20 protein-coding genes are annotated in these 19,444 nt (G+C 56.7%); 12 read left to right on the forward strand and 8 right to left on the reverse strand.

Annotation, left to right across the window (positions count from 1 at the left end; translation table 11 throughout):
* Position 1: 1 nt before the first annotated feature.
* The 6 genes from CLV88_RS23600 (at position 2) to CLV88_RS16435 (ending at position 5,099) form a co-directional block, all read left to right on the forward strand.
* Positions 2 to 400, forward strand: a complete 399-nt coding sequence (locus CLV88_RS23600) for a nitrilase-related carbon-nitrogen hydrolase (RefSeq protein ID WP_207797083.1) — start codon at positions 2 to 4, stop codon at positions 398 to 400.
* A gap of 46 nt (positions 401 to 446) precedes the next feature.
* Positions 447 to 875 (forward strand): nitrilase-related carbon-nitrogen hydrolase, encoded by a 429-nt coding sequence (locus CLV88_RS23605; RefSeq protein ID WP_207797084.1) that lies wholly within the window; start codon positions 447 to 449, stop codon positions 873 to 875.
* Between the two features lie 448 nt (positions 876 to 1,323).
* A complete protein-coding gene (locus tag CLV88_RS16420) occupies positions 1,324 to 2,859 on the forward strand; it encodes a winged helix-turn-helix domain-containing tetratricopeptide repeat protein (RefSeq protein WP_106609490.1) in 1,536 nt (511 codons plus the stop codon).
* 336 nt (positions 2,860 to 3,195) lie between these two features.
* The gene (locus CLV88_RS16425) at positions 3,196 to 3,507 is read left to right on the forward strand and encodes an ETC complex I subunit (RefSeq protein ID WP_106609491.1); all 312 of its coding nucleotides are present in this window, start codon (positions 3,196 to 3,198) and stop codon (positions 3,505 to 3,507) included.
* 158 nt (positions 3,508 to 3,665) lie between these two features.
* Positions 3,666 to 4,151, forward strand: coding sequence for a toxin-activating lysine-acyltransferase (locus tag CLV88_RS16430; RefSeq protein ID WP_106609492.1), 486 nt, complete (start codon positions 3,666 to 3,668; stop codon positions 4,149 to 4,151).
* Entirely contained in the window at positions 4,152 to 5,099 is a 948-nt protein-coding gene (locus CLV88_RS16435; RefSeq protein ID WP_106609493.1) for a Hint domain-containing protein, read from the forward strand. It begins immediately after the preceding gene.
* Here the strand turns inward: CLV88_RS16435 and CLV88_RS16440 are convergent.
* On the reverse strand, positions 5,080 to 5,745 hold the full coding sequence (locus CLV88_RS16440) for a GntR family transcriptional regulator (protein ID WP_106609494.1): 666 nt from the start codon (positions 5,743 to 5,745) through the stop codon (positions 5,080 to 5,082). The genes CLV88_RS16435 and CLV88_RS16440 overlap by 20 nt on opposite strands.
* A 125-nt stretch (positions 5,746 to 5,870) precedes the next feature.
* Here CLV88_RS16440 and CLV88_RS16445 point away from each other — a divergent pair, with 125 nt between their 5' ends.
* From CLV88_RS16445 to hpaD, 3 genes are all read left to right on the forward strand, one after another.
* Positions 5,871 to 6,908: an AbrB family transcriptional regulator gene (locus CLV88_RS16445; protein WP_106609495.1), complete on the forward strand. Its 1,038-nt coding sequence runs from the start codon at positions 5,871 to 5,873 to the stop codon at positions 6,906 to 6,908.
* An 88-nt stretch (positions 6,909 to 6,996) separates the two neighbouring features.
* Positions 6,997 to 8,541: a 5-carboxymethyl-2-hydroxymuconate semialdehyde dehydrogenase gene (gene hpaE / locus CLV88_RS16450; RefSeq protein WP_106609496.1), complete on the forward strand. Its 1,545-nt coding sequence runs from the start codon at positions 6,997 to 6,999 to the stop codon at positions 8,539 to 8,541.
* A 54-nt stretch (positions 8,542 to 8,595) separates the two neighbouring features.
* The gene (gene hpaD / locus CLV88_RS16455; protein ID WP_106609497.1) at positions 8,596 to 9,447 is read left to right on the forward strand and encodes a 3,4-dihydroxyphenylacetate 2,3-dioxygenase; all 852 of its coding nucleotides are present in this window, start codon (positions 8,596 to 8,598) and stop codon (positions 9,445 to 9,447) included.
* Between the two features lie 16 nt (positions 9,448 to 9,463).
* On the opposite strand, the gene CLV88_RS16460 is transcribed toward hpaD, so the two are convergent.
* The 4 genes from CLV88_RS16460 to xylF form a co-directional block, all read right to left on the reverse strand.
* The gene (locus CLV88_RS16460; protein WP_106609498.1) at positions 9,464 to 10,390 is read right to left on the reverse strand and encodes a glucokinase; all 927 of its coding nucleotides are present in this window, start codon (positions 10,388 to 10,390) and stop codon (positions 9,464 to 9,466) included.
* Positions 10,391 to 10,403: 13 nt separating this feature from the next.
* Positions 10,404 to 11,168 (reverse strand): ATP-binding cassette domain-containing protein, encoded by a 765-nt coding sequence (locus CLV88_RS16465; protein WP_106609499.1) that lies wholly within the window; start codon positions 11,166 to 11,168, stop codon positions 10,404 to 10,406.
* 12 nt (positions 11,169 to 11,180) lie between these two features.
* Positions 11,181 to 12,446 carry a sugar ABC transporter permease gene (locus tag CLV88_RS16470; protein WP_106609500.1) on the reverse strand — a complete coding sequence of 422 codons (1,266 nt, stop codon included), beginning with the start codon at positions 12,444 to 12,446 and terminating at the stop codon, positions 11,181 to 11,183.
* Positions 12,447 to 12,595: 149 nt separating this feature from the next.
* Positions 12,596 to 13,618 (reverse strand): D-xylose ABC transporter substrate-binding protein, encoded by a 1,023-nt coding sequence (xylF, locus tag CLV88_RS16475; RefSeq protein ID WP_106609501.1) that lies wholly within the window; start codon positions 13,616 to 13,618, stop codon positions 12,596 to 12,598.
* A 203-nt stretch (positions 13,619 to 13,821) separates the two neighbouring features.
* Here xylF and CLV88_RS16480 point away from each other — a divergent pair, with 203 nt between their 5' ends.
* Positions 13,822 to 15,012 (forward strand): ROK family transcriptional regulator, encoded by a 1,191-nt coding sequence (locus tag CLV88_RS16480; RefSeq protein WP_106609502.1) that lies wholly within the window; start codon positions 13,822 to 13,824, stop codon positions 15,010 to 15,012.
* A complete protein-coding gene (locus tag CLV88_RS16485; protein WP_106609503.1) occupies positions 15,005 to 16,531 on the forward strand; it encodes a CRTAC1 family protein in 1,527 nt (508 codons plus the stop codon). The genes CLV88_RS16480 and CLV88_RS16485 overlap by 8 nt, the downstream gene beginning before the upstream one ends.
* A 14-nt stretch (positions 16,532 to 16,545) precedes the next feature.
* On the opposite strand, the gene CLV88_RS16490 is transcribed toward CLV88_RS16485, so the two are convergent.
* Positions 16,546 to 17,400 carry an EAL domain-containing protein gene (locus CLV88_RS16490; RefSeq protein WP_106609504.1) on the reverse strand — a complete coding sequence of 285 codons (855 nt, stop codon included), beginning with the start codon at positions 17,398 to 17,400 and terminating at the stop codon, positions 16,546 to 16,548.
* Positions 17,401 to 17,502: 102 nt separating this feature from the next.
* Here CLV88_RS16490 and CLV88_RS16495 point away from each other — a divergent pair, with 102 nt between their 5' ends.
* On the forward strand, positions 17,503 to 18,114 hold the full coding sequence (locus CLV88_RS16495) for a DNA-3-methyladenine glycosylase I (protein ID WP_243403696.1): 612 nt from the start codon (positions 17,503 to 17,505) through the stop codon (positions 18,112 to 18,114).
* A 209-nt stretch (positions 18,115 to 18,323) separates the two neighbouring features.
* Here the strand turns inward: CLV88_RS16495 and CLV88_RS23050 are convergent, their stop codons facing one another.
* Both CLV88_RS23050 and CLV88_RS16500 read right to left on the reverse strand, forming a co-directional pair.
* The gene (locus CLV88_RS23050) at positions 18,324 to 18,464 is read right to left on the reverse strand and encodes a hypothetical protein (protein WP_165798917.1); all 141 of its coding nucleotides are present in this window, start codon (positions 18,462 to 18,464) and stop codon (positions 18,324 to 18,326) included.
* A 155-nt stretch (positions 18,465 to 18,619) separates the two neighbouring features.
* The gene (locus tag CLV88_RS16500) at positions 18,620 to 19,411 is read right to left on the reverse strand and encodes an endonuclease/exonuclease/phosphatase family protein (protein WP_207797087.1); all 792 of its coding nucleotides are present in this window, start codon (positions 19,409 to 19,411) and stop codon (positions 18,620 to 18,622) included.
* Positions 19,412 to 19,444: the final 33 nt, after the last annotated feature.

Genomic DNA, 19,444 nt, shown 5'->3' on the forward strand with positions numbered 1-19,444 from the left:
CATGGAGCGTGCCATTGAGCTTGACGGAAAGGCCGCTCAGGAGGGTGCCAACCTTCTTGTCTTTCCCGAAGCCTGGTTTCCGGGATACCCGACATTCCTGTGGCGTCTCTCACCCGGGGCAGGAATTGGAAAAACGGACGAATTGTTTACGCGGCTGCAAGCCAACTCGATCGATTTGAGCAAGAAACAAATGATGCCCCTGCAAGAAGCGGCTCGCGAGCACGAGATATTACTGGTGGTAGGGTATCAAGAACTTGATGGTGCGATCTCCGGATCTACTCTTTACAATTCCTGCACGATCATCGACGCGGATGGGCGGATCGTGAACAACCATCGCAAGCTGATGCCAACCAACCCGGAGCGAATGGTTTGGGGACGCGTCCGGACTGAAAGTCGTTGATACAGCCGTGGGGCGGATCGGTTCGCTTATCTTCTGGGAAAGCTAAATGCCGTTGGCGCGCTATGCACTCTATACGCAGAATATCGACATTTATGTCGCGCCGACTTGGGATTGTGGCGACACTTGGCAGGCAACGATGCAACATGTTGCACGGGAAGGCGGTTATTGGGTGATAGATTGCGCCACCGCGCTGGAAGCCTCTGATATTCCGACCGATATCCCATATTTTGATAAACTCTTTCCCAACAAGGACGAATGGATCAATCCCGGTGACGTCGTCATCTACAAACCTTTCGGTGGAATCTGTGCGGGGCCGATGCGTCGTGAAAAGGGTTTCTTAACGGCGGAGATAAATGTGGAGGAAGCCCGCGCATCACGTCGCAAGTTTGACGCCTCTGGTCACTATGCGTGCCCGGATGTTTTCAGTTTGTCTGTGGATCGACAAATGAAACCGCCTGTCGCTTTTTTTGATTGACCAACTACAAGAGCCGTCGTCCATTTGGGGAGAAACGGATGTCGGTTCTCCGCCCTTACATCCGGTTCGAGCCAATCGCAGCATTCAATAAAGGACTCTTTCCTGCCATTTGCGGCGCTCGGAACTAAGGTCTGCTGTACGGGACTTAGCTGGCGTTGGCTTAGGTTCACAAAATGCCATTGAAGGGCTTTGTATTCATGTCCCCGGCGTCATCGCTCACCTTCCAAAACCAATTAAACGCGCGCCGTAGCAATCCACTCAACTCGAGCGTCTTTTTTTCTGTTAATTCTTGAGTTTGCGGTGTGGCTTGAAAATTTGACATGTTGAACCTCGTTTTGGGCATTGGAGTATGATCTAAGCTTAACGACTGTCCTTGCGGCGCGCTTGATCGCCGCCTTGCCATTTGCTTGCCGTTTGCTTAATTTCCATTGCCGCGAGGTTTCCCTTGATGATCTATGAGTTTGGCGACATCTGCATTGACGATGATTTACAGGAAGTCACGCGCGACGGCACGCCGATTGCAGTGCAGCCTCAGGTTCTCGATCTCCTCCTGTTTCTTGTCGAGAATTCTGATCGAGTCGTGTCGAAAGACGAACTCATCGACGCGATCTGGGGTGGGCGGGCGATTTCAGACAGCGCGTTGAACGCCCGCATCAATGCCGCCCGCAAAACTGTGGGCGACACGGGCGAGACACAGGAGATTATCAAAACCATCCCACGCAAAGGTTATCGTTTTGTGGCGAAGCTTTTGGACAGTGGGCCAGCCATAGCGGAAACCCTGATTGTCGAGCGGCCCTCAGTTCCATCGTTGACGGTCCTGCCATTCGCAGATGGTGGAATCGACCCCGAGCACCGCTTTCTGGCCGACGGGTTGACTGAAGATGTTGTGACGGCGCTGTCAAAGTTGAGGGGCTTCTTCGTCACCGACCGAAACACCACCTTTGCACTCAAAGATGCCAGCCACGATCCGCGCACCATCGCTGATGAGATGGGGGTGCGCTACATTTTGCAGGGCTCTGTGCGTTCAGCCGGGCAAAGAATCCGCGTCAACGCATCGTTGACGGATACTGAAACTAATGCCCAACTTTGGGCCGAACGCTATGACCGCGATCTCACCGATATCTTCGAACTTCAAGATGAGTTGACCGAGAGCCTCGTTGCCCGGCTTTCACCTGAACTTTTTGCTGCTGAACATGCCCGGTTGAAGCGACGGCGGCCGCAAAACTTGGATGCTTGGGAGTGCTTCGTACACGCGATGCATGAGTACGGCAAACAGTCCAAAGACAGCAGCGCCAGTGCTGTTGGGCAGCTAGAGCGCGCCATTGAACTCGATCCACAGTATGCGCAAGCTTTGGGGCTTTATGCGACGACGCTGGCATGGCGGGTGATCCAGGGATGGGAGCCGTTCGATGAAACTTTGCAACGCGCACGCAACGCGGCGGATCAAGCTGTGCTGGCAGACCCGAACGATCCTTGGGCGTCCATCGGACGCGGCTATGTCTCAATCACGGCGCGCGAAGAGGACGCCGCGATCATGAATTACGGACGGGCTGTCGATCTTAGCCCGAACTTTGCATACGCAAGAGCGTTGCTTGGGGTTTCCAACGCTTATGCCGGAAACGCAGACCTTGCCCGCACCCATATTGAGAGGGCGATTGCGCTCAGTCCTCGCGATACATTCATCGACAAATTCTATCTCTACCTTGCCATAGCGGAGTTTCAGGCGGCCCGCTACGCCGAAGCGGCCCTGGCCTCGGAGCGTGCGATTCAGATCAAGCCAGGACACGCGAGTTCTCACTTGTTCAGGACCTCTGCCTTGGCGCTGGGTGGCGAGCAGGCAATGGCTGAAGCGGCGCTTTCAACCTACCTTGCTTTGGTGCCTACGGCTTTGGCATCGACGATTGAAAAGACCGTGCTTTACTATCGGCCTGAGGATCGGCGACGCATGGCCGAAGGCATGCGCAAGGCTGGCTTGCCGGGTTGAGAGAAGTTAGCCCGATGCAATTGGTGGATTGCTGATTTCATCCTGCGGGCAATATACAAGCTTCGAGAGGTCAAATTACCACTTCGGGCTCGGAGCTGTCATTGGCCGCGATCAGGATCAAAATCCGCTTCCGGAAAATCGCCTAAACTTTGCAAAGGTCACTAACTGCGCCTTGCACCTTTTGTGTACGTGAGGCGATGTCAGTGACCAACTGACATTCTGTTTCGACCACATAAGCCGCGAGGCAGGAGGGCGGGTCCGTAAACGTTGCGTCAAAGAGGCCCTTGTCGCGGCGAGCCGAATCCTTGATAAAGCCCGTAAGCCAAGGAGTTTGCGATGATTGCGCGTATTTACCAGCCAGCCCGAACCGCCATGTCTTCGGGTAGTGCCAAGACCCGGGATTGGGTGTTGGAGTATGCTCAGGGTGAAGCGCGTGATATTGATCCTTTGATGGGTTGGACCGGATCAGGGGATACGCAGAGTCAGGTCACGCTGCGCTTTCCGACCAAGAAGGCGGCGCTGGAATATGCCCGTGAAAAGGGTATTGAGGTGGAGGTTGTGGAACCTCACAAGCGAAAGCCCAACATCCGCGCCGGTGGCTATGGTGAAAACTTTGCGACCAACCGCAAGGGACCGTGGACGCATTAGGCCGGCTTTTCGCGGGGCTTGGCCTTGTGGATAAGTTGCAACGGGATGGGCCTGCCAGAGTGGCGGGCCTTTTGCTTTTTTGACAGTAGACCTGTGATTCTTTACTCTGGGAGGACGAGACCCCGGAGCAACTGGGGCTGGCAGGTTGAAAAGAGCAAATGTCGCAGCGTGACGATCCAGCACGCGTCGGGCCCACCGACGCAGAGCTGCTTTCCATAGGAAAGCTGCATTTTCTGGCGAGTTTTTGCCCGTTGCATCGGCGCTTGCCCGAGGCAGCGCTTGCGCGGATTTTTTACCCTGCATTAAACAACGAATGTGTTCGGTTTTTCGAGAATGAGCATGGCAAGACGGCGGCGGCGCTGATCTGGGCGCGGTTGAGCGAGGATGTCGCGGAGCGGTTGACGCAAACGGGCCGTTTGCCAAGTGAAACCGAGTGGGCAGGGGGGCAGCGGCTGTGGTTCGTGGATTTGATCGCGCCGTTCGGACATGGGCGGCATGTGGCAAGGACAATCGCGCGCAATCCACCTAAAGAGCCGTTCTGGTTCGCACGGATAGATGACAAAGGCGCATTGCGAAAGGTGGTGCGCGGGGATGCATCCGCGCCAGCCGGTGAGCGTGTGTCTACCCAAAAGGCTGCGCGTTAGATGGGCGTTCCTATTCCCGAAACTGGTGAAGTGACCGAGGACGAGGACGTCGTTGGTGGTCTGATTTCGACGTCGGGCAATGCCAATGTTGATATTTTCGGATTTGAGGTCGAAGGGACGTGGACGGCGGAGACCATAACCGGGGCCTATGGCAGCCAGTTGGTGATCAATTCGGCTGGGAACTGGGTTTATCAGGCAGACAATAGCAACGCGACTATTCAGGCGCTGGACGATGGCGAGACGCTGGTTGAGGTGTTCACCGTAACGTCAACCAGTGGAACAACGACGGTGACCATCACGATCAATGGCACAACCGATCCGCCGTGTTTCGTGCGTGGTACATTGGTCGAAACACCCGCCGGGGCGCGAGCGGTCGAAGAATTACAAGCCGGGGACTGGGTGCTGACGCGCGATCAGGGACCGCAACAGATCCGCTGGATTGGGGCGAGCGCGGTAGATACGCGCAACAAAGAGCGGGCAGAGCAGCTTCGCCCGGTGCGGATCAGGGCGGGGGCCTTTGGGCCGGGAGTGCCAGAGCGCGATTTGCTGGTATCACCACAGCACCGGATTTTGATCGACCGCCCGGATATGGATTTGCTGTTTGGCGCCTCAGAGGTTCTGTGCGCGGCGCATCATCTGGTGAACGGGTTTTCGATTGTCCAAGAGCCCGGAGATTTGGTGATCTATCATCACCTGTTGTTTGACGCCCATCAGGTGGTGATGTCCTCGGGGTGCGCCAGTGAAAGCTTCTTTCCCGGACATGTGGGTATGGATCGCTTCCACGACAGTACCCGTGAAGAGCTGTTTTCGCTGTTTCCCGAACTCAGGGCATTGCCCGAAAGCTATGGCCCACCGGCACGACAAGTGTTGCGGGCATATGAGGCGCGACTGGTGCGCGACCGGCTGGTGCCGGATGTCCAAGCGCCTGTCAGGATGCGTAAGGGCTAAGGCTGCGCAGGGCGCGAATGCGCACCTGTTGTGACGTGTCGATATGCGCAATCATTTGGCGTTCCGCCGCGTCTGCGTCGCGGTCGCGCATGGCAATCAGAACGCGTGCGTGTTCATCAGCTACAATCTGGATGCGGGATTCTTCCGCAAGGGTTGTCGGGCCAAGGATCATCAAGGCGCGATGTAGGCTGTTCATGGATTTGATCAGGAACCGGTTTTTCGCCGCATCAAGAAGGGCTGAGTGAAACATGCGATTGACTCGATAGGCGTCGGCGGCGGAAGAGCTGTGGCGTAAATCGTCGTTGATGGCTGAGAGTTCTGCCAGTTCGATTTCAGATGCGGCCCGGGTGGCCATGCGGGCGGCCGTGCCTTCAAGGACGGCGCGCATCTCATAAAGTTCGATCACCTCGGCGTATTCCAGCCGCCGGATGCTGGCGCCCTGACGGGGCAAGTGCGTAACAAGACCGTCTGCCTCAAGTTGGCGAATGGCTTCGCGGATAGGGGTGCGGCTGACCCCCAGGCGCGCGGCAAGGTCGGTTTCGCGCAAGCGGTCGCCGGGCGCCAACTGCCCTTCCTGGATGTGATTGAGCAAGGTTTCATAGACGGTGTTGCCTTGCAGACCATCGGGCGATTGGGACGTGCGCATTGGTTGGGCCTCGTATGCCACTGGTGCATGGCGGCGTTGTCTTGCGAAGTTGCATCCATTTGTATACAGATGGATGCAATCTGGTCAATCCTGTTCGGTGGACCATATGGCCCCGTGGAGACAACATGGAATTGTTCAAACAACGCGCACAGACCTTTGTCGCCGCCAGTGTTGGCGCGGGCGTTTTCTGGGCGTTGGACCTACCGCTGCCGTTTCTGTTTGGACCAATGATGTTCTGTTTGATTGCCGCGCTATTGGGGGCCAAGCTTAAGGGTTTTGGCCAAGTGTCGGCGGCGGCACGCACAATATTGGGTGTGGCTGTCGGGACATCGATTACTCCGGAAGTGGTGAGTGAGCTGCCTAAGATGGCGGGGTCGGTCGCGCTGGTGCCGCTCTACATCGCGGTGATTGGCGCCATTGGATATCCGTTCTTTCGCAAAGTATGCGGGTTTGATCCGGCCACCTCGTACTATGCTGCGATGCCGGGCGGTTTGCAGGACATGATTGTGTTCGGAAAGGAAGCTGGAGCTAACCCGCGTATTCTGTCTTTGGTTCATGCGACGCGTGTACTGGTGATCGTGTCGATTGCCCCGATCTTGTTGACGTCGGTCTACGGCGTGACGCTGAGCAATCCGATTGGACAGCCTGCGGCGGACCTGCCGCTGAGCGAGATGGTGTTGATGGTTCTGGCCGCGATTGTAGGCTGGAAGGGTGGCGAGCGGGTTGGGCTATTTGGCGCATCGATACTGGGGCCGATGATCGTGTCGGCGGCGTTGTCGATGATGGGGTTGATCCATACCCGCCCGCCAGCCGAGGCGATTCTGACGGCGCAGTTTTTCATCGGAATGGTGATTGGGGTGCATTATGTCGGCATCACGCTGCGCGAGTTGCGGCAGGTGGTGCTGTCTGGGCTGGCATTTATGCTGGTTTTGGCAGTCTTGACGGCGGTGTTCGCGCAGTTTGTGACGGCGCTGGGCCTCGCGCAACCGCTGGAAGCGTTCATGGCTTTTGCACCGGGCGGGCAGGCCGAAATGACGGTACTGGCGATCGTTTCGGGGGCGGACCTTGGCTATGTGATCGCCCATCATCTGACGCGGATCGTTCTGGTGATCCTGGGAGCCCCAATCGTGGCGCGTTTGGTGGGGAACTGGCGAGGGAGTTGACATGTATTCGGCAAATTGCTTAACATAGCAATTAAATTGGTGGAGTGCAGAATCTTGCCCCCACGCTGTCACATGCCGGAGACCCATGATGAATGCGCTAGAGCAAAACCTTGAGAAACTGGACGGCTATCTGGCGCGGTTTCGCGCGAACGGAATTCCAAACCGAATTGCGGGACAGGACATGGCGGGGCGCGGGGGGGTATTCCAGTCGACTTCGCCAGTGGACAAGAGCGTTATCTGCGACGTTGCCCATGGTACGGCGACCGACATCGACGCCGCAGCCGAAGCGGCGCATGGGGCTTTTGCAGAATGGCGGGATATGCCAGCGAATGAACGACGCAAGATCCTGATCAATGTCGCGGAGGCAATTGAGGCGCGGGCCGAGGAAATTGCGCTGTGTGAGTGTTGGGACACAGGCCAGACAATCCGGTTCATGTCCAAGGCGGCACTGCGCGGGGCGGAGAATTTCCGCTATTTTGCGGATCAGGTGGTGCAGGCGCGGGATGGGCAGCATCTGAAGTCTCCGACGCTGATGAATATCACCACACGCGTACCAATTGGCCCGGTAGGGGTGATCACGCCATGGAACACACCTTTTATGCTGTCGACCTGGAAAATTGCTCCCGCGTTGGCGGCGGGTTGTACGGTGGTGCACAAACCTGCTGAGGCCAGCCCATTGACTGCGCGGCTCTTGGTGGAGATCGCAGAAGAGGCGGGCCTGCCTCCCGGTGTGCTGAACAGTGTGAACGGATATGGTGAAGAGGCGGGAAAACGGCTGACCGAACATCCGTTGATCAAGGCGATTGCCTTTGTCGGTGAGAGCCGGACAGGGTCAATTATCACTAAGCAGGGAGCGGATACGCTTAAACGGATGCATCTGGAACTGGGTGGCAAAAACCCGGTGATCGTGTTTGACGACGCTGATCTGGAACGCGCCTTGGATGCGGTGATCTTTATGATCTATTCCATCAATGGTGAGCGATGCACATCATCAAGCCGGTTGTTGGTGCAAGATACAATCCGTGAAGAGTTTGAAGCGCGGCTAGTTGAGCGGGTGAATAACATCAAGGTTGGCAATCCGTTGGACCCGGATACAGAAGTGGGGCCGTTGGTAACACAGGAGCATTTCAGCAAGGTTACGTCCTACTTCGACATCGCCAAAGAAGATGGCGCCACCGTGGCGGCAGGTGGCGAAGTGGTTGGGGATGCCGGATATTTTGTGCGCCCAACCCTTTTCACTAATGCAAGCAATGATATGCGCATCGCGCAGGAAGAGATTTTTGGCCCGGTATTGACCTCGATCCCGTTTGGCACCGAAGACGAGGCGTTGGCGATGGCCAATGACACGGCCTATGGGCTGACTGGGTATCTTTGGACCAACGACCTGACGCGCGCGCTGCGCTTTACTGACAAGCTGGAAGCAGGAATGATCTGGGTTAACTCAGAAAACGTGCGCCATCTGCCGACGCCGTTTGGCGGGGTCAAGGCCAGCGGGATCGGCCGGGATGGCGGCGATTGGTCGTTTGAGTTTTATATGGAACAGAAACATGTCGGCTTTGCCACTGGGCAGCACAAAATAATGCGTCTGGGGCCTGAGAGGCCTGGCCAAAAGGTCATAGGAAACGCGCGGTAAAGGCCCCGGATCAGGTTCGGGGCACGGTTGAGGTATCCAAGGGGAGGGAACCTTATGGGAGAAATAGTCCTTGCGGCCAAGATGACACATGTGCCGACAATGCTGATGTCCGAACAGGATGGGCCGGTTCGTGGCAAGCGGCAGGCCGCGATTGACGGCCACCGAGAGATTGCGCGGCGTGTCAAGGCGTTGGGCGCGGACACAGTGGTGATTTGTGATACGCATTGGGTGATCAATGCCGGCTTTCACATCAACGCCAACGCGCGTTTTGAAGGGTTGTTTACCAGCAACGAGTTTCCGCAGTTTATTCAGAACCTACCATATGCCTATGACGGCAACCCGGAGCTAGGCGATGCGATTGCCAGGGCGGCGAGTGATATGGGGGCTTATACGCTGTGCCATCAGCTGGACAGTTTAGAGCTAGAATACGGCACGCTGGTGCCAATGCGTTTCATGAGCCGCGAACATGACATGAAGGTGGTATCGGTCGCGGCTTGGGCGACGGTGCATGATCATGATGAGAGCCGTGTTGTTGGCGAAGCAATCCGCGCGGCGGTGGAGGCAAGCGACAGTAAGGTGCTGTTGGTCGCGTCAGGATCACTGAGCCACAAGATCTGGGCGAACAAGGATTACGCGGCCAATAATGGCACTTTCACCATCAGTTCGGAATTCAACCGGCAGATGGATTTGCATGTGCTGGAGATGTGGCAGCGCGGTGATCATGCAACGTTTTTGAAGATGCTGGGCGAGTATGCGCAGTTCTGCTGTGGCGAAGGGTCAATGCATGACACGGCTATGCTGTATGGTGCGCTGGGCTGGGACGCCTATGCCGGAAAATGCGAGGTCGTGACCGACTACTTTCCGTCTTCGGGGACCGGGCAAACCAATGTGATTTTCCCGGTCTGATCCGATTTCGAAACCGTCAGGAGGTTGCGTTCAGCATATGCGCACAGCCGAAGAGGGCTGCGGCGTCTTCGGTGATCAGCGACACGGGGATGCTGTTGGGGAGCACCACGTCCATGCCGGGCGCCAGAAAGGCGTCGGAAAACGCGGAGAGTGCGGTGGAGTCGAGAATGCCACGGGAGGCGGAGCCGGCAAAGACCAGCCCGTCGCGGGGTAGATATTGGCAGATTAAGCCGCGCGCCAAGAGGCCCAGGCCGCGCGCGAACAGGTTAACCGTGCGGATCGCGCCGGTATCGCGGCCGTCGGTGAAAGCGGCCATGATCTTTTCGCCAGAGAGAGTCTGACCGGTGGTGGCGTGAAACAATCGTTCCAGACCACTGCCGCAGAAGGCATCTTCGATGGTGCGAAAGCGCCCTGCGCTCCAGCCCAATTCGACTTCGAGCATGGATTTGATCGAGGCGGGCAATTCGGCATGGCCGACCTCGGCCTCGATCACAACCGTGCCGCCATCATGGGTCTTCTTGGCAAGGCTGACATTGAAGCCTGTGCCCATGCCGACAACCAGGCTTTGGCCGTTGGTTGCCGGGCTTTCGACCTTGCAGACGGGCATTGTGGTGAGGTCTGGCAGAGCGTGGCCCAAGGCAGAAAGGTCGTTGATCAGTACCGCACGGGGCGCGCCAACGCTCTGGCCGATATCCAGCGCAGAGATGCGCCAGTCACGGTTTGTCATCGATCCGATGCCATCGTGAATAACACCGGCCAACGCAATACAGACCGCGGATACGTCGCTGCAATCTACGGCCTGTTTATAGGCGTCAACGACGGTTAGCATACTGTCATGGTCATCGTTACGTGCACGAATGAGGGTGTCGAGACGCAGGCCACTGGCGTCTGCCAAAGCCAGTCGGGTGTTTGTCCCGCCCACATCTCCTACAAGAAATTTCATGACAGTCTGTCCTTTATGCGTCGACGTTTACGTTTTCGGGCCTTTTGCCCAGAATGATCATGCTAAGCAAGTCGTCATCAGTGACGTCATTGACGTCGACCGTGCCGACCAGTTGGCCGTTTTTCATGACACTGGCACGATCACAAAGTTCCATGACGTCGTGGATGTCATGGCTGATCAGGAAAATGCCGATACCTTCGGATTTCAGCTGTTGAATCAGCTCTGAAACCATCTGGGTTTCATGTGGGCCCAAGGCGGCAGTGGGTTCGTCCATGATCAGGATCTTGGCGTTGAAATACACCGCGCGGGCAATGGCGACCGACTGGCGCTGACCACCCGAGAGGGCCGAGACCGGCTCGGAGAACTTTTGGAAGTTCGGGTTCAGGCGTCCCATGATCTTGCGGCATTCGGCCTCCATCGCGTCGTCGTCGACCATTCCCATCGGCGTGGTCAGTTCGCGCCCGAGAAACAAGTTGGAGGCCGCATCGAGGTTATCGGCCAGCGCAAGCGTCTGGTAGATGGTTTCGATGTTATAGCGTCGAGCGTCGCGCGGGTTGTTGATCGTAGCTTTTTCGCCGTTCACAAAGATTTCGCCGCCGTCCGCAGCATAAGCACCGGACAGGATTTTGATCAGGGTCGATTTGCCCGCGCCGTTGTGGCCCAAAAGGCCGACAACTTCGCCCGGATAAAGATTGACCGACACGTGGTCGACCGCCTTGATGCCGCCAAAGGCAATATGCATGTCGCGCATTTCGACGAGAGGTGTTTGTTTGTCCATAACGGTTCTCCCTTATGCGCCAGTGCGGCGGCGATAGACGATGTCGACCCAGACGGCAAAGACCAGAACGATGCCGACAACGATGTTCTGCAACGGCGCGTCCACGCCAACCGAGGCCATGCCCGATTGCAGAGATTGCATAATCAGCGCGCCAATGACGGCGCCATAGATCGTGCCAGCGCCACCGGAGAGGGCAGTGCCTCCAATGACGGCGGCAGCGATCACGCGCAGTTCGTCCAGCGTGCCAAGACCAACGTCGACGGCATTAAGACGTGCTGATGCGATGATCGAGGCAATTCCGGTCAGAGCGCCCATGAGGGCAAAAACCTTGACCGTGAGCAGGCGGGTGTTGATGCCCGACAGTTCGGCCGCCTCTGGGTTGCCGCCAGTGGCATAGACATAGCGACCAAACCGAGAGCGGCGGGCGATGATTGTCATGACCAAGGCGACGATCAGCAAGATCACCACGGGTATGGCGACACCGTGATCCCAGCCCATACCTTCGACATATTCGACACCCTGCGACTTGGTGATACGCTTGATCGCGCCTTTGGGCACTGGGTAGCTGTTCATGATCCAGACGAAGCACATGATCAGACCCACGGCGATGCCCATCAGGATACCTTCGGCCCAGACTGGTTTGACGGTAAAACCGTGGCTGGATTTGTTGCGACGGCTGAGAAGCATGAGCACGACGGCTGCGACGGAGGCGACAAGGCCAAAGATCCAGCTGACGGTTTCACCTAACGTACCCTCGGCACCGCCGCCAAGCAGGCGGAAATTGGGGTCGAGTGGCGCCTGAGTTTGGCCTTGGGTCACCCACCACATAGCCCCACGATAAACGAGGAAACCACCGAGCGTGACGATAAAGGCGGGAACGGTAAGGTAGCCTATGATCCAGCCTTGGAAAGCGCCCAGAACAGCGCCCATGAAGATTGCAAAGAAGGCGGCAATGATCCAGATCGACCAGTGGCCAAGGCCAAGAACCTGGGGCAACCATTGTACCTGAAGTGCGGCTACGGTCATGCCAATAAAGCCCAGCATCGAGCCGACTGACAGGTCGATATTGCGGGTCACGATGACAAAAACCATGCCTGTTGCCATGACTGCAACCGAGGCGGTTTGAACGCTGACGTTAAAAAAGTTGCGTGGCGACAGGAAGCGCCCGTCGGTGAATATGCCAAATACGATCCAGATGATCACGAGCGCGGCAATCATGCCAAGCAGCCGGACGTCCAGACCAAGTTTGGCAAAGAGGTTTTTTGCCGAGTTGTCCATTTCAGGGCTCTCCAAGAGTCAACTTCTGGGCTGCGCACAATACAAATGTTTGCAACGGTCCAAGCCGTCACACGTCAGAGGTTCGCATTTCCAGGAAACAGGTGGGGTCTCTCCGGCACGGGGGATGCGCCGCGCCGGAGAGGGAATGCTTAGTTACACAGAGGAATGGTCGCGCCGGCGCAGACAGCTTCCTTGTTGATCCACTTGGCGTCGATCACAACGTCCAGATTATCCTGAGTGATCGGAACCGGAGCGAGGAAACGTGCATACATCTTGGTGCCTGAGGGCGACGTCCAGATGTTTGAGCTGTCGATTTTCGCCAAATCGCGGCCTTCGGCCATCTGAGCGGCGATTTTTGCAGCGGCATAACCCAGCTCGCGTGCGTCTTTCCACACAGACACAGTTTGGGTGCCCAAGGCAACGCGGTTCAGCGCGGCATGGTCGCCGTCCTGACCGGATACAGCAATACCTTCCATGCCCTGTGCGGTCAGAGCCGCAACAACACCGCCTGCGGTGCCGTCGTTGGAAGCGACAACGGCGTCGACGTTATTGTCGTTGGCTGTCAGGATCTGTTCCATGTTGCGCTGTGCGTTCGCAGGAACCCAGCCGTCAGTGTAGGCTTCGCCGACGATGGTGATGTCACCCTTGTCGATGGCGGATTGCAGGATTTCCTGCTGGCCACCGCGCAGGAAGTCTGCGTTCGGGTCGGTGGGCGAACCTTTGATCATCACGTAGTTGCCGGTCGGCTGCGCGGCGAGCACGGCGCGTGCCTGCATACGGCCAACTTCGACGTTGTCAAAAGTCAGATAAAATGCGCGTTCGTCATCAATCAGGCGGTCATAGGCAACGACACCAATACCTTCATCGGCTGCGGCCTGAACCGCTGGACCAATAGAGGCAGCGTCCTGTGCCAGAATGATCAGCGCATCGGCGCCTTGTGCGATCAGGCTTTCGATATCGGACAATTGCTTGGCCGACGAGCTTTGTGCGTCTGCCGAAATATACTGAACGCCTTCTTTATCAAGGATGAACTTGATCGCGGCTTCGTCTGTCTTCCAGCGCTCTTCCTGAAAGTTCGACCAGCTGACGCCGACGATCATGTCTTCGGCAATCGCGGCTGTGCCGATAATGGCACCGGCGACCAGCGCCGTTGCGGATGCAAATAATTTCATTTTTCTTCTCTCCCGTTTAGTTCCGGCCACTTGTAAAAGTTTACTTTGCGGACCGTGGAATCATTTTAGAGCATTAAATTTGAAAATCAAATTAAATTGAGTAAGCTTGCTAAAATTGCTTGGATCGGAACAGGTAGAGCATCAACATGGCAATGCAATTGCGTGCCTGTTTTCTGGGTTCCTGGGAGGGACGGTACTACTAGATGTCTGTGAATCAAAGAGAAATTGGTCGCCATACGCTGTTGAGTGAAATCCGGCGTCAACAGCCGATTGCGCGGATAAATCTGTCCGAACGTACGGGAATCAGTCGCGCAACAGTGACCACTATCACTGCGGAACTGTTGAAAGAGGGATTGATAGAGGAGGTCGCGTCGGCGCCAAGTGACAAGGATGCACGTCGGGGACGCCCAACTGTGGACCTAAAGATTCGCGGTGAAGCGCATTTGATTGCGGGGGCCAAGATATCGAATCTGGCGATCTCTTTGGTGTTGATGGACTTTGAAGGCAAACAAGTTGCTGAGCATGAGTTGGCCCTTGATAAGACAGTTTTCGACACTGATGCGTTGGCAATTGTTTTGGGCGACAGCCTAGCCGCGTTGACGGGCAAGATTGGGCGACATGTGACGGATGTGTCCGGGTTTGGATTGGGCATTGCCGGCATTGTTGATGCGTCGCAGGGGTTCGTGCATTGGTCGCCGTCGCTGGATCGGCGCAATGTAGAGCTCGCTCGGTTGCTGGAGCAGCATTTGTCGATCCCGGTGTTCGTGGACAATGACGCCAACCTTGTAGCGATTGCGGAACAGGCCTTTGGCCGTGGTCAGGGGTATTCGGACTTTATCGTTGTCACTATCGAGAGCGGTGTTGGGATGGGGATCGTGATTGGCAATGAGCTGTACCGGGGCACACGAGGGTGTGGCGCGGAGTTTGGTCACACCAAGGTACATTTGGACGGGGCATTGTGCAGGTGCGGACAGCGCGGATGTCTGGAAGCGTACGTGGCGGACTACGCATTGCTGCGCGAGGCGAACATCGCAGGTAGCGCGGACGGCGCGCCGCAGGTTGAGGCGCTGTTGGAGGACGCTCGGCGCGGCGATCCGGTGGCCAAGTCAATTGCTGATCGCGCAGGGCGCATGTTTGCAATGGGGTTGGCCAATCTGGTTAATATTTTTGATCCCGAACTGATTATTCTGGCGGGCGCGCAGATGCAGTCGAGCCATCTTTATGCAGAAGAAGTGATCGAGGCCATTCGCGGCTCGATCGTGCAGATCGACAAGGCACCGCCCGAAGTTGTGATTCACAAATGGGGCAATACGATGTGGGCACTGGGCGCGGCGGCGTATGCACTGGACAATGTGTCAGAACGTGCTTTGGCCGGGATGGCGGCGCATGCTTGAAAGGGCGCTGATACTCGGTGGCTTTGTGGTCGGTTCGGTTGCAGCTGCGGACCCGAAGTTCACACTCGTTGATGTGCCACAGCATCGTTATGAGGGCGGATGGGAACATTTCGTGGGTGGCGGCGTTGCGGTGTTTGATTGCGATGGTGATCATCTGCCTGATGTGTTTGCAGCAGGGGGCAGCAACTCGGCTGTTTTGATGCGCAATCGCGGTAATATGGTGTTTGAGGCCGAAACACCTGATGCGCTGATGCTGAGCGGCGTGGTCGGTGCCTATCCGCTGGATGTAGACAGCGATGGGCACTTGGATTTGGCGGTTTTGCGTGTGGGTGAGAATCTGCTGTTGCAAGGGGACGGCGCGTGCGGGTTTCAGCCGTTTGAGATGGCTGGGTTCGATGGGCGCGACCGTTGGACAACAGCGTTTTCGGCCACATGGGAAGCGGACCACGAATTGCCAACGTTGGCATTTGGAAACTACGTGGATCGGGATGATCCCAAAGGGCCTTTTGAGGCCTGTGATACGAGTGAGATATTCCGGCCCGGCGCGGATGGTTACGAGATGACCGTGTTGGAGCCGGGTTATTGCCCGTTGTCGATGCTGTTCAGTGATTGGGGGCGGCTCGGGCGCGCCGACCTGCGGGTGAGCAATGACCGGCACTATTATGTACGCGGCGGGCAAGAGCAGCTTTGGGCGATGGAAGCTGTGCCGCGGCTTTATGGCGCAAAGGATGGGTGGCGAGATCACCAGCTGTGGGGCATGGGCATTGCCGCGCGCGATCTGGATGGCGATGGGATGTCAGAGGTTTATCTGACCTCTATGGGGGACCAGAGGTTGCAACGGTTATCGGGAACAGGACCGAGTTTTGAGGATGTGCCATATGAGATGGGCACAACCGCCCACCGCCCCTATCAAGGTGGCGATGGGCGCCCGTCTACCGGATGGCATGTCAGCTTTGGCGACGTGCAAAACGATGGTTTGGACGACATCTTTGTGACCAAGGGCAATGTGGAGCAGATGCCAGGAAGCGCGATGGAGGATCCCAATAACCTTTTGATTCAAGGTCCTGACGGGAGGTTTGAGGAATTTGGTGGCGTCGCCGGATTGGCAGACATGGCGCGCAGCCGGGGGGCGGCGATGAGCGATCTGGACCTGGATGGGCGACTTGACCTTGTGGTGGTGAACCGTCGTGCGCCGTTGCGGGTGTATCGGAACGAAACTGAAGAGACAGGTAACTGGATATCGGTTTTGATTGGTCAAAGCGGCGCGAACCGGAATGCGATTGGCGCGTGGCTGGAGGTGGACAAGGGCGATCGTGTTCTGGCACGGGAAATCACCGTGGGTGGCGGACATGCTGGCGGCGTGTTCGGGCCGGAGCATTTTGGACTAGGCGCTGTAGAAGCAGTGCGCGTGCGGGTCATCTGGCCGGATGGGTTGGAAACCGATTGGATGGACGTGCCGGTGAACACCGCGTCATCCATTTGGCGCAATGGCGATGCGATCATTCGGTCCAGTGACTAAGGCCCGGTTTGACGTTATCGCTGGGCCGCCTTTTTTTGCGAGGCCGCGCGTGCCCATGGTGGATTGACCGTCGCGGCCCCGAAAGCGAACCCTTGCAGGCAGTCTATACCAAGCGCGGCCATGATTTGAGCGTCCTGAGGCGATTCAATGCGGCTGGCGATGGTCATGATATCGAGCTTTTCCGCGATGGCGGCAATGGCGCTTGAGAGCACCTGATTGGTGCGGTCGGTTGTGATCTCACGGCTGAAACCGCCGTCCAGCTTAATGAAATCAAAAGGAAATTCCCGGAACACCTTGAATGAAGTCATCCCAGCCCCGTAATCATCCAATGCGAAACTGACGTTCTGGGATCGCATGTCGGTCATAAAGCTTTGCACAATGTCGGGCACCTGATTGACCGATGCCTCAGATATTTCGAGGATCAGACGTTCGCCCAGTGTGGAGCCGCCGCCTACGGCGCGTTTCAGGCTGTCAATCCAAGGGCTGTACCCGATTGAGCGGGCGGACATATTGATCGACAGGCGCAATCCGGGCTGCGCCTGAAGGGTTTCCAGACCAAGGTCGAGCGCGTGGCAATCAAGCTGGCGACCAAGCTCTGTCTCCTCCACGGCGGACATAAATTCCTTGGCAGGGATAATGCGGCCGGTTTCATCCAGCACGCGAATGAGCCCTTCGTAAAAAGCTTGTCGGTCAGTGTTTTGCGCGCTGACAATGGGTTGAAATGCCAGCATCACCTGTTTGTGCCGTATCGCCGCCTCGACCATCTGCATGGTGTTCTGATCACGGGATGCCACGGCATAAGCCAGCGCGTTACGCTGTTCACGTGGTGTGCCGACCCGGCGCTTCTTTTTATCTTTCGGACGGTTCATGCGGATATTCCAAGCAGCTTTGGATTCGATGACAGATTGCTGCCAAAGAGATGAAGAGTACCTTAAGGTGACAATTCGAAACAATTTTGAGAGGCGCGGGAAATGATGGAGAAAGAAGGCGAACGATGCGGTTGGGCGGGGCCGGATCCGATCTATCTGGATTATCACGACACTGAGTGGGGCGTGCCCGAATACGACTCGCGCGCGCTGTGGGAAAAGCTTGTTCTGGATGGGTTTCAGGCGGGGCTGAGCTGGATCACGATTTTGAAGAAGCGAGGCAATTTTCGTGAGGCGTTTCAAGGGTTTGATCCGCGGGTCATTGCAGAATGGGGCGAGGAGGACGTGACCCGTTTGCTGGGCAATGCGGGTATCATTCGCCACCGCGGCAAGATCGAAGCGACCATTGGGAATGCCCGCGCATGGTGCGAAATCGAGGCGCGGGACGGGTTTGATGTGTTCCTTTGGCGCTATGTGGATTTTGCGCCATTGCAGACCCGATTGATGCGAAATGAAGATGTTCCGGCACAGACGGAATTGTCGTTACAAATTTCAAAGGATTTGAAGAAAGCCGGATTTCGCTTTTGTGGTCCGACAATTGTTTATGCGTTTATGCAGGCCGTGGGGATGGTGAATGATCACCTTGTTGGGTGCCACGTTCATGACCGGGTTGCGGCGTTGCCGCGTAATTCGAAGTTTGACTTGCTGAATGGTTAACGGGCGCGACGGGGCGTTTTGGCACGTCGGTGTCACGTCGGTATTCTGTCGGTATTGCGTCGGTGCGGAAAATACTGGCGTAATTTTGTTAACGCCGCAGCGGGGCGCGAACTCGGCCAACCCTTGCGGGCTGTTCTCGTGACGGCAACAGGGCCGCGCCGAAGTGTCCGGCACGGCCCTGTTTGCGAGGGGTCTTGGGGAAGGAAAGCTTAGGCGACTTTCTTGAGGAGCACGCCGTTGCGTTTGGCGATGAAGGCAGCGCGACGTGCACCACGGGCCCATGGCAATTCGGGTGCCTCAGCCTTGGACGCTGCGACGATGGATTTGATGAAACGGGTCTGACTGCTCATTTTGGTTTCTCCTTTGACCGTTGATCCCTGTGGGGATCTCATTGTTTCCGTGTTGACACCAATCTGTTCCCGAATTGGGGCAGAGATGGGGCAGGATTGGTCAGATTTGAGGAAAATACAGCAGAGTTTTTGGGGCAGGTTTTGGCGGGAGTGCACTAAAGCGTCAGCCGCAATGGGCAATGGTCCGATACTTCGGGATCATAGATTACGTCAAAGCGCTGAACCGCCTTTGTATCATTGATCAGCATATAGTCGGCAAACCTGCCGGGTTTGGAGTATTGGGAATTTCGCGTGCTGGTGAAGCCGCGTGTTGTGACCAGTTCAACAAACCCGGCATCGGTGAGCAGTGTTAGCGTTTCGCTGTCGGGTTCGACGTTAAAGTCGCCGCAGATAACAGCGATGTCCGCTGCCTCGGATACTTGCCGGGATAGGTCAAGCAGGCGGGATGCTTGCGTGGCGCGTTCTGGTGTGTCGAGTTTACCCCGAAGGTCGCGCAAACCGTGCATGTGTGTGACACTGATGGTGCGATTCAGTGCATTGTCATACACCCGAATTCCATGCGCGCAGCGAGAGCGCGGGTGATCGCCGTAACCATCGGGTGAATAGGATTTGTGAACGAAACCTTGAATTTGGCCGATGATCGGGAGTGATTTATGAACAAAGCTCGCCAGACCCCATTGCGAGGGCACGGCGCGATCTCTATCCCACAGAACACCCTGAGCAGCGGGGCAGAAAATTGCCGTATGTTCAGGCAAGGCGCGTGAAACATCGCGGAAGAAATTCGCCCGTTGGGGCAAGATATGGTCGCCATCTCGATAGGTTAGCCAATCTTTGTCCGAGGCTGGGCTGTGCACAACCTCTTGCAGGCATAGGATATCCGGAGCGGTGGATTGGAGATAAGGCAGCAGGGATGTGTGCAGTTTGCCGCCCCATCCATTGAGGCACATTATGTTCACGGGGTACTCCTCTTTGCTGGTCAT

This window comes from Shimia abyssi, from assembly GCF_003014475.1.
In the GTDB taxonomy this organism is placed as follows: domain Bacteria; phylum Pseudomonadota; class Alphaproteobacteria; order Rhodobacterales; family Rhodobacteraceae; genus Shimia; species Shimia abyssi.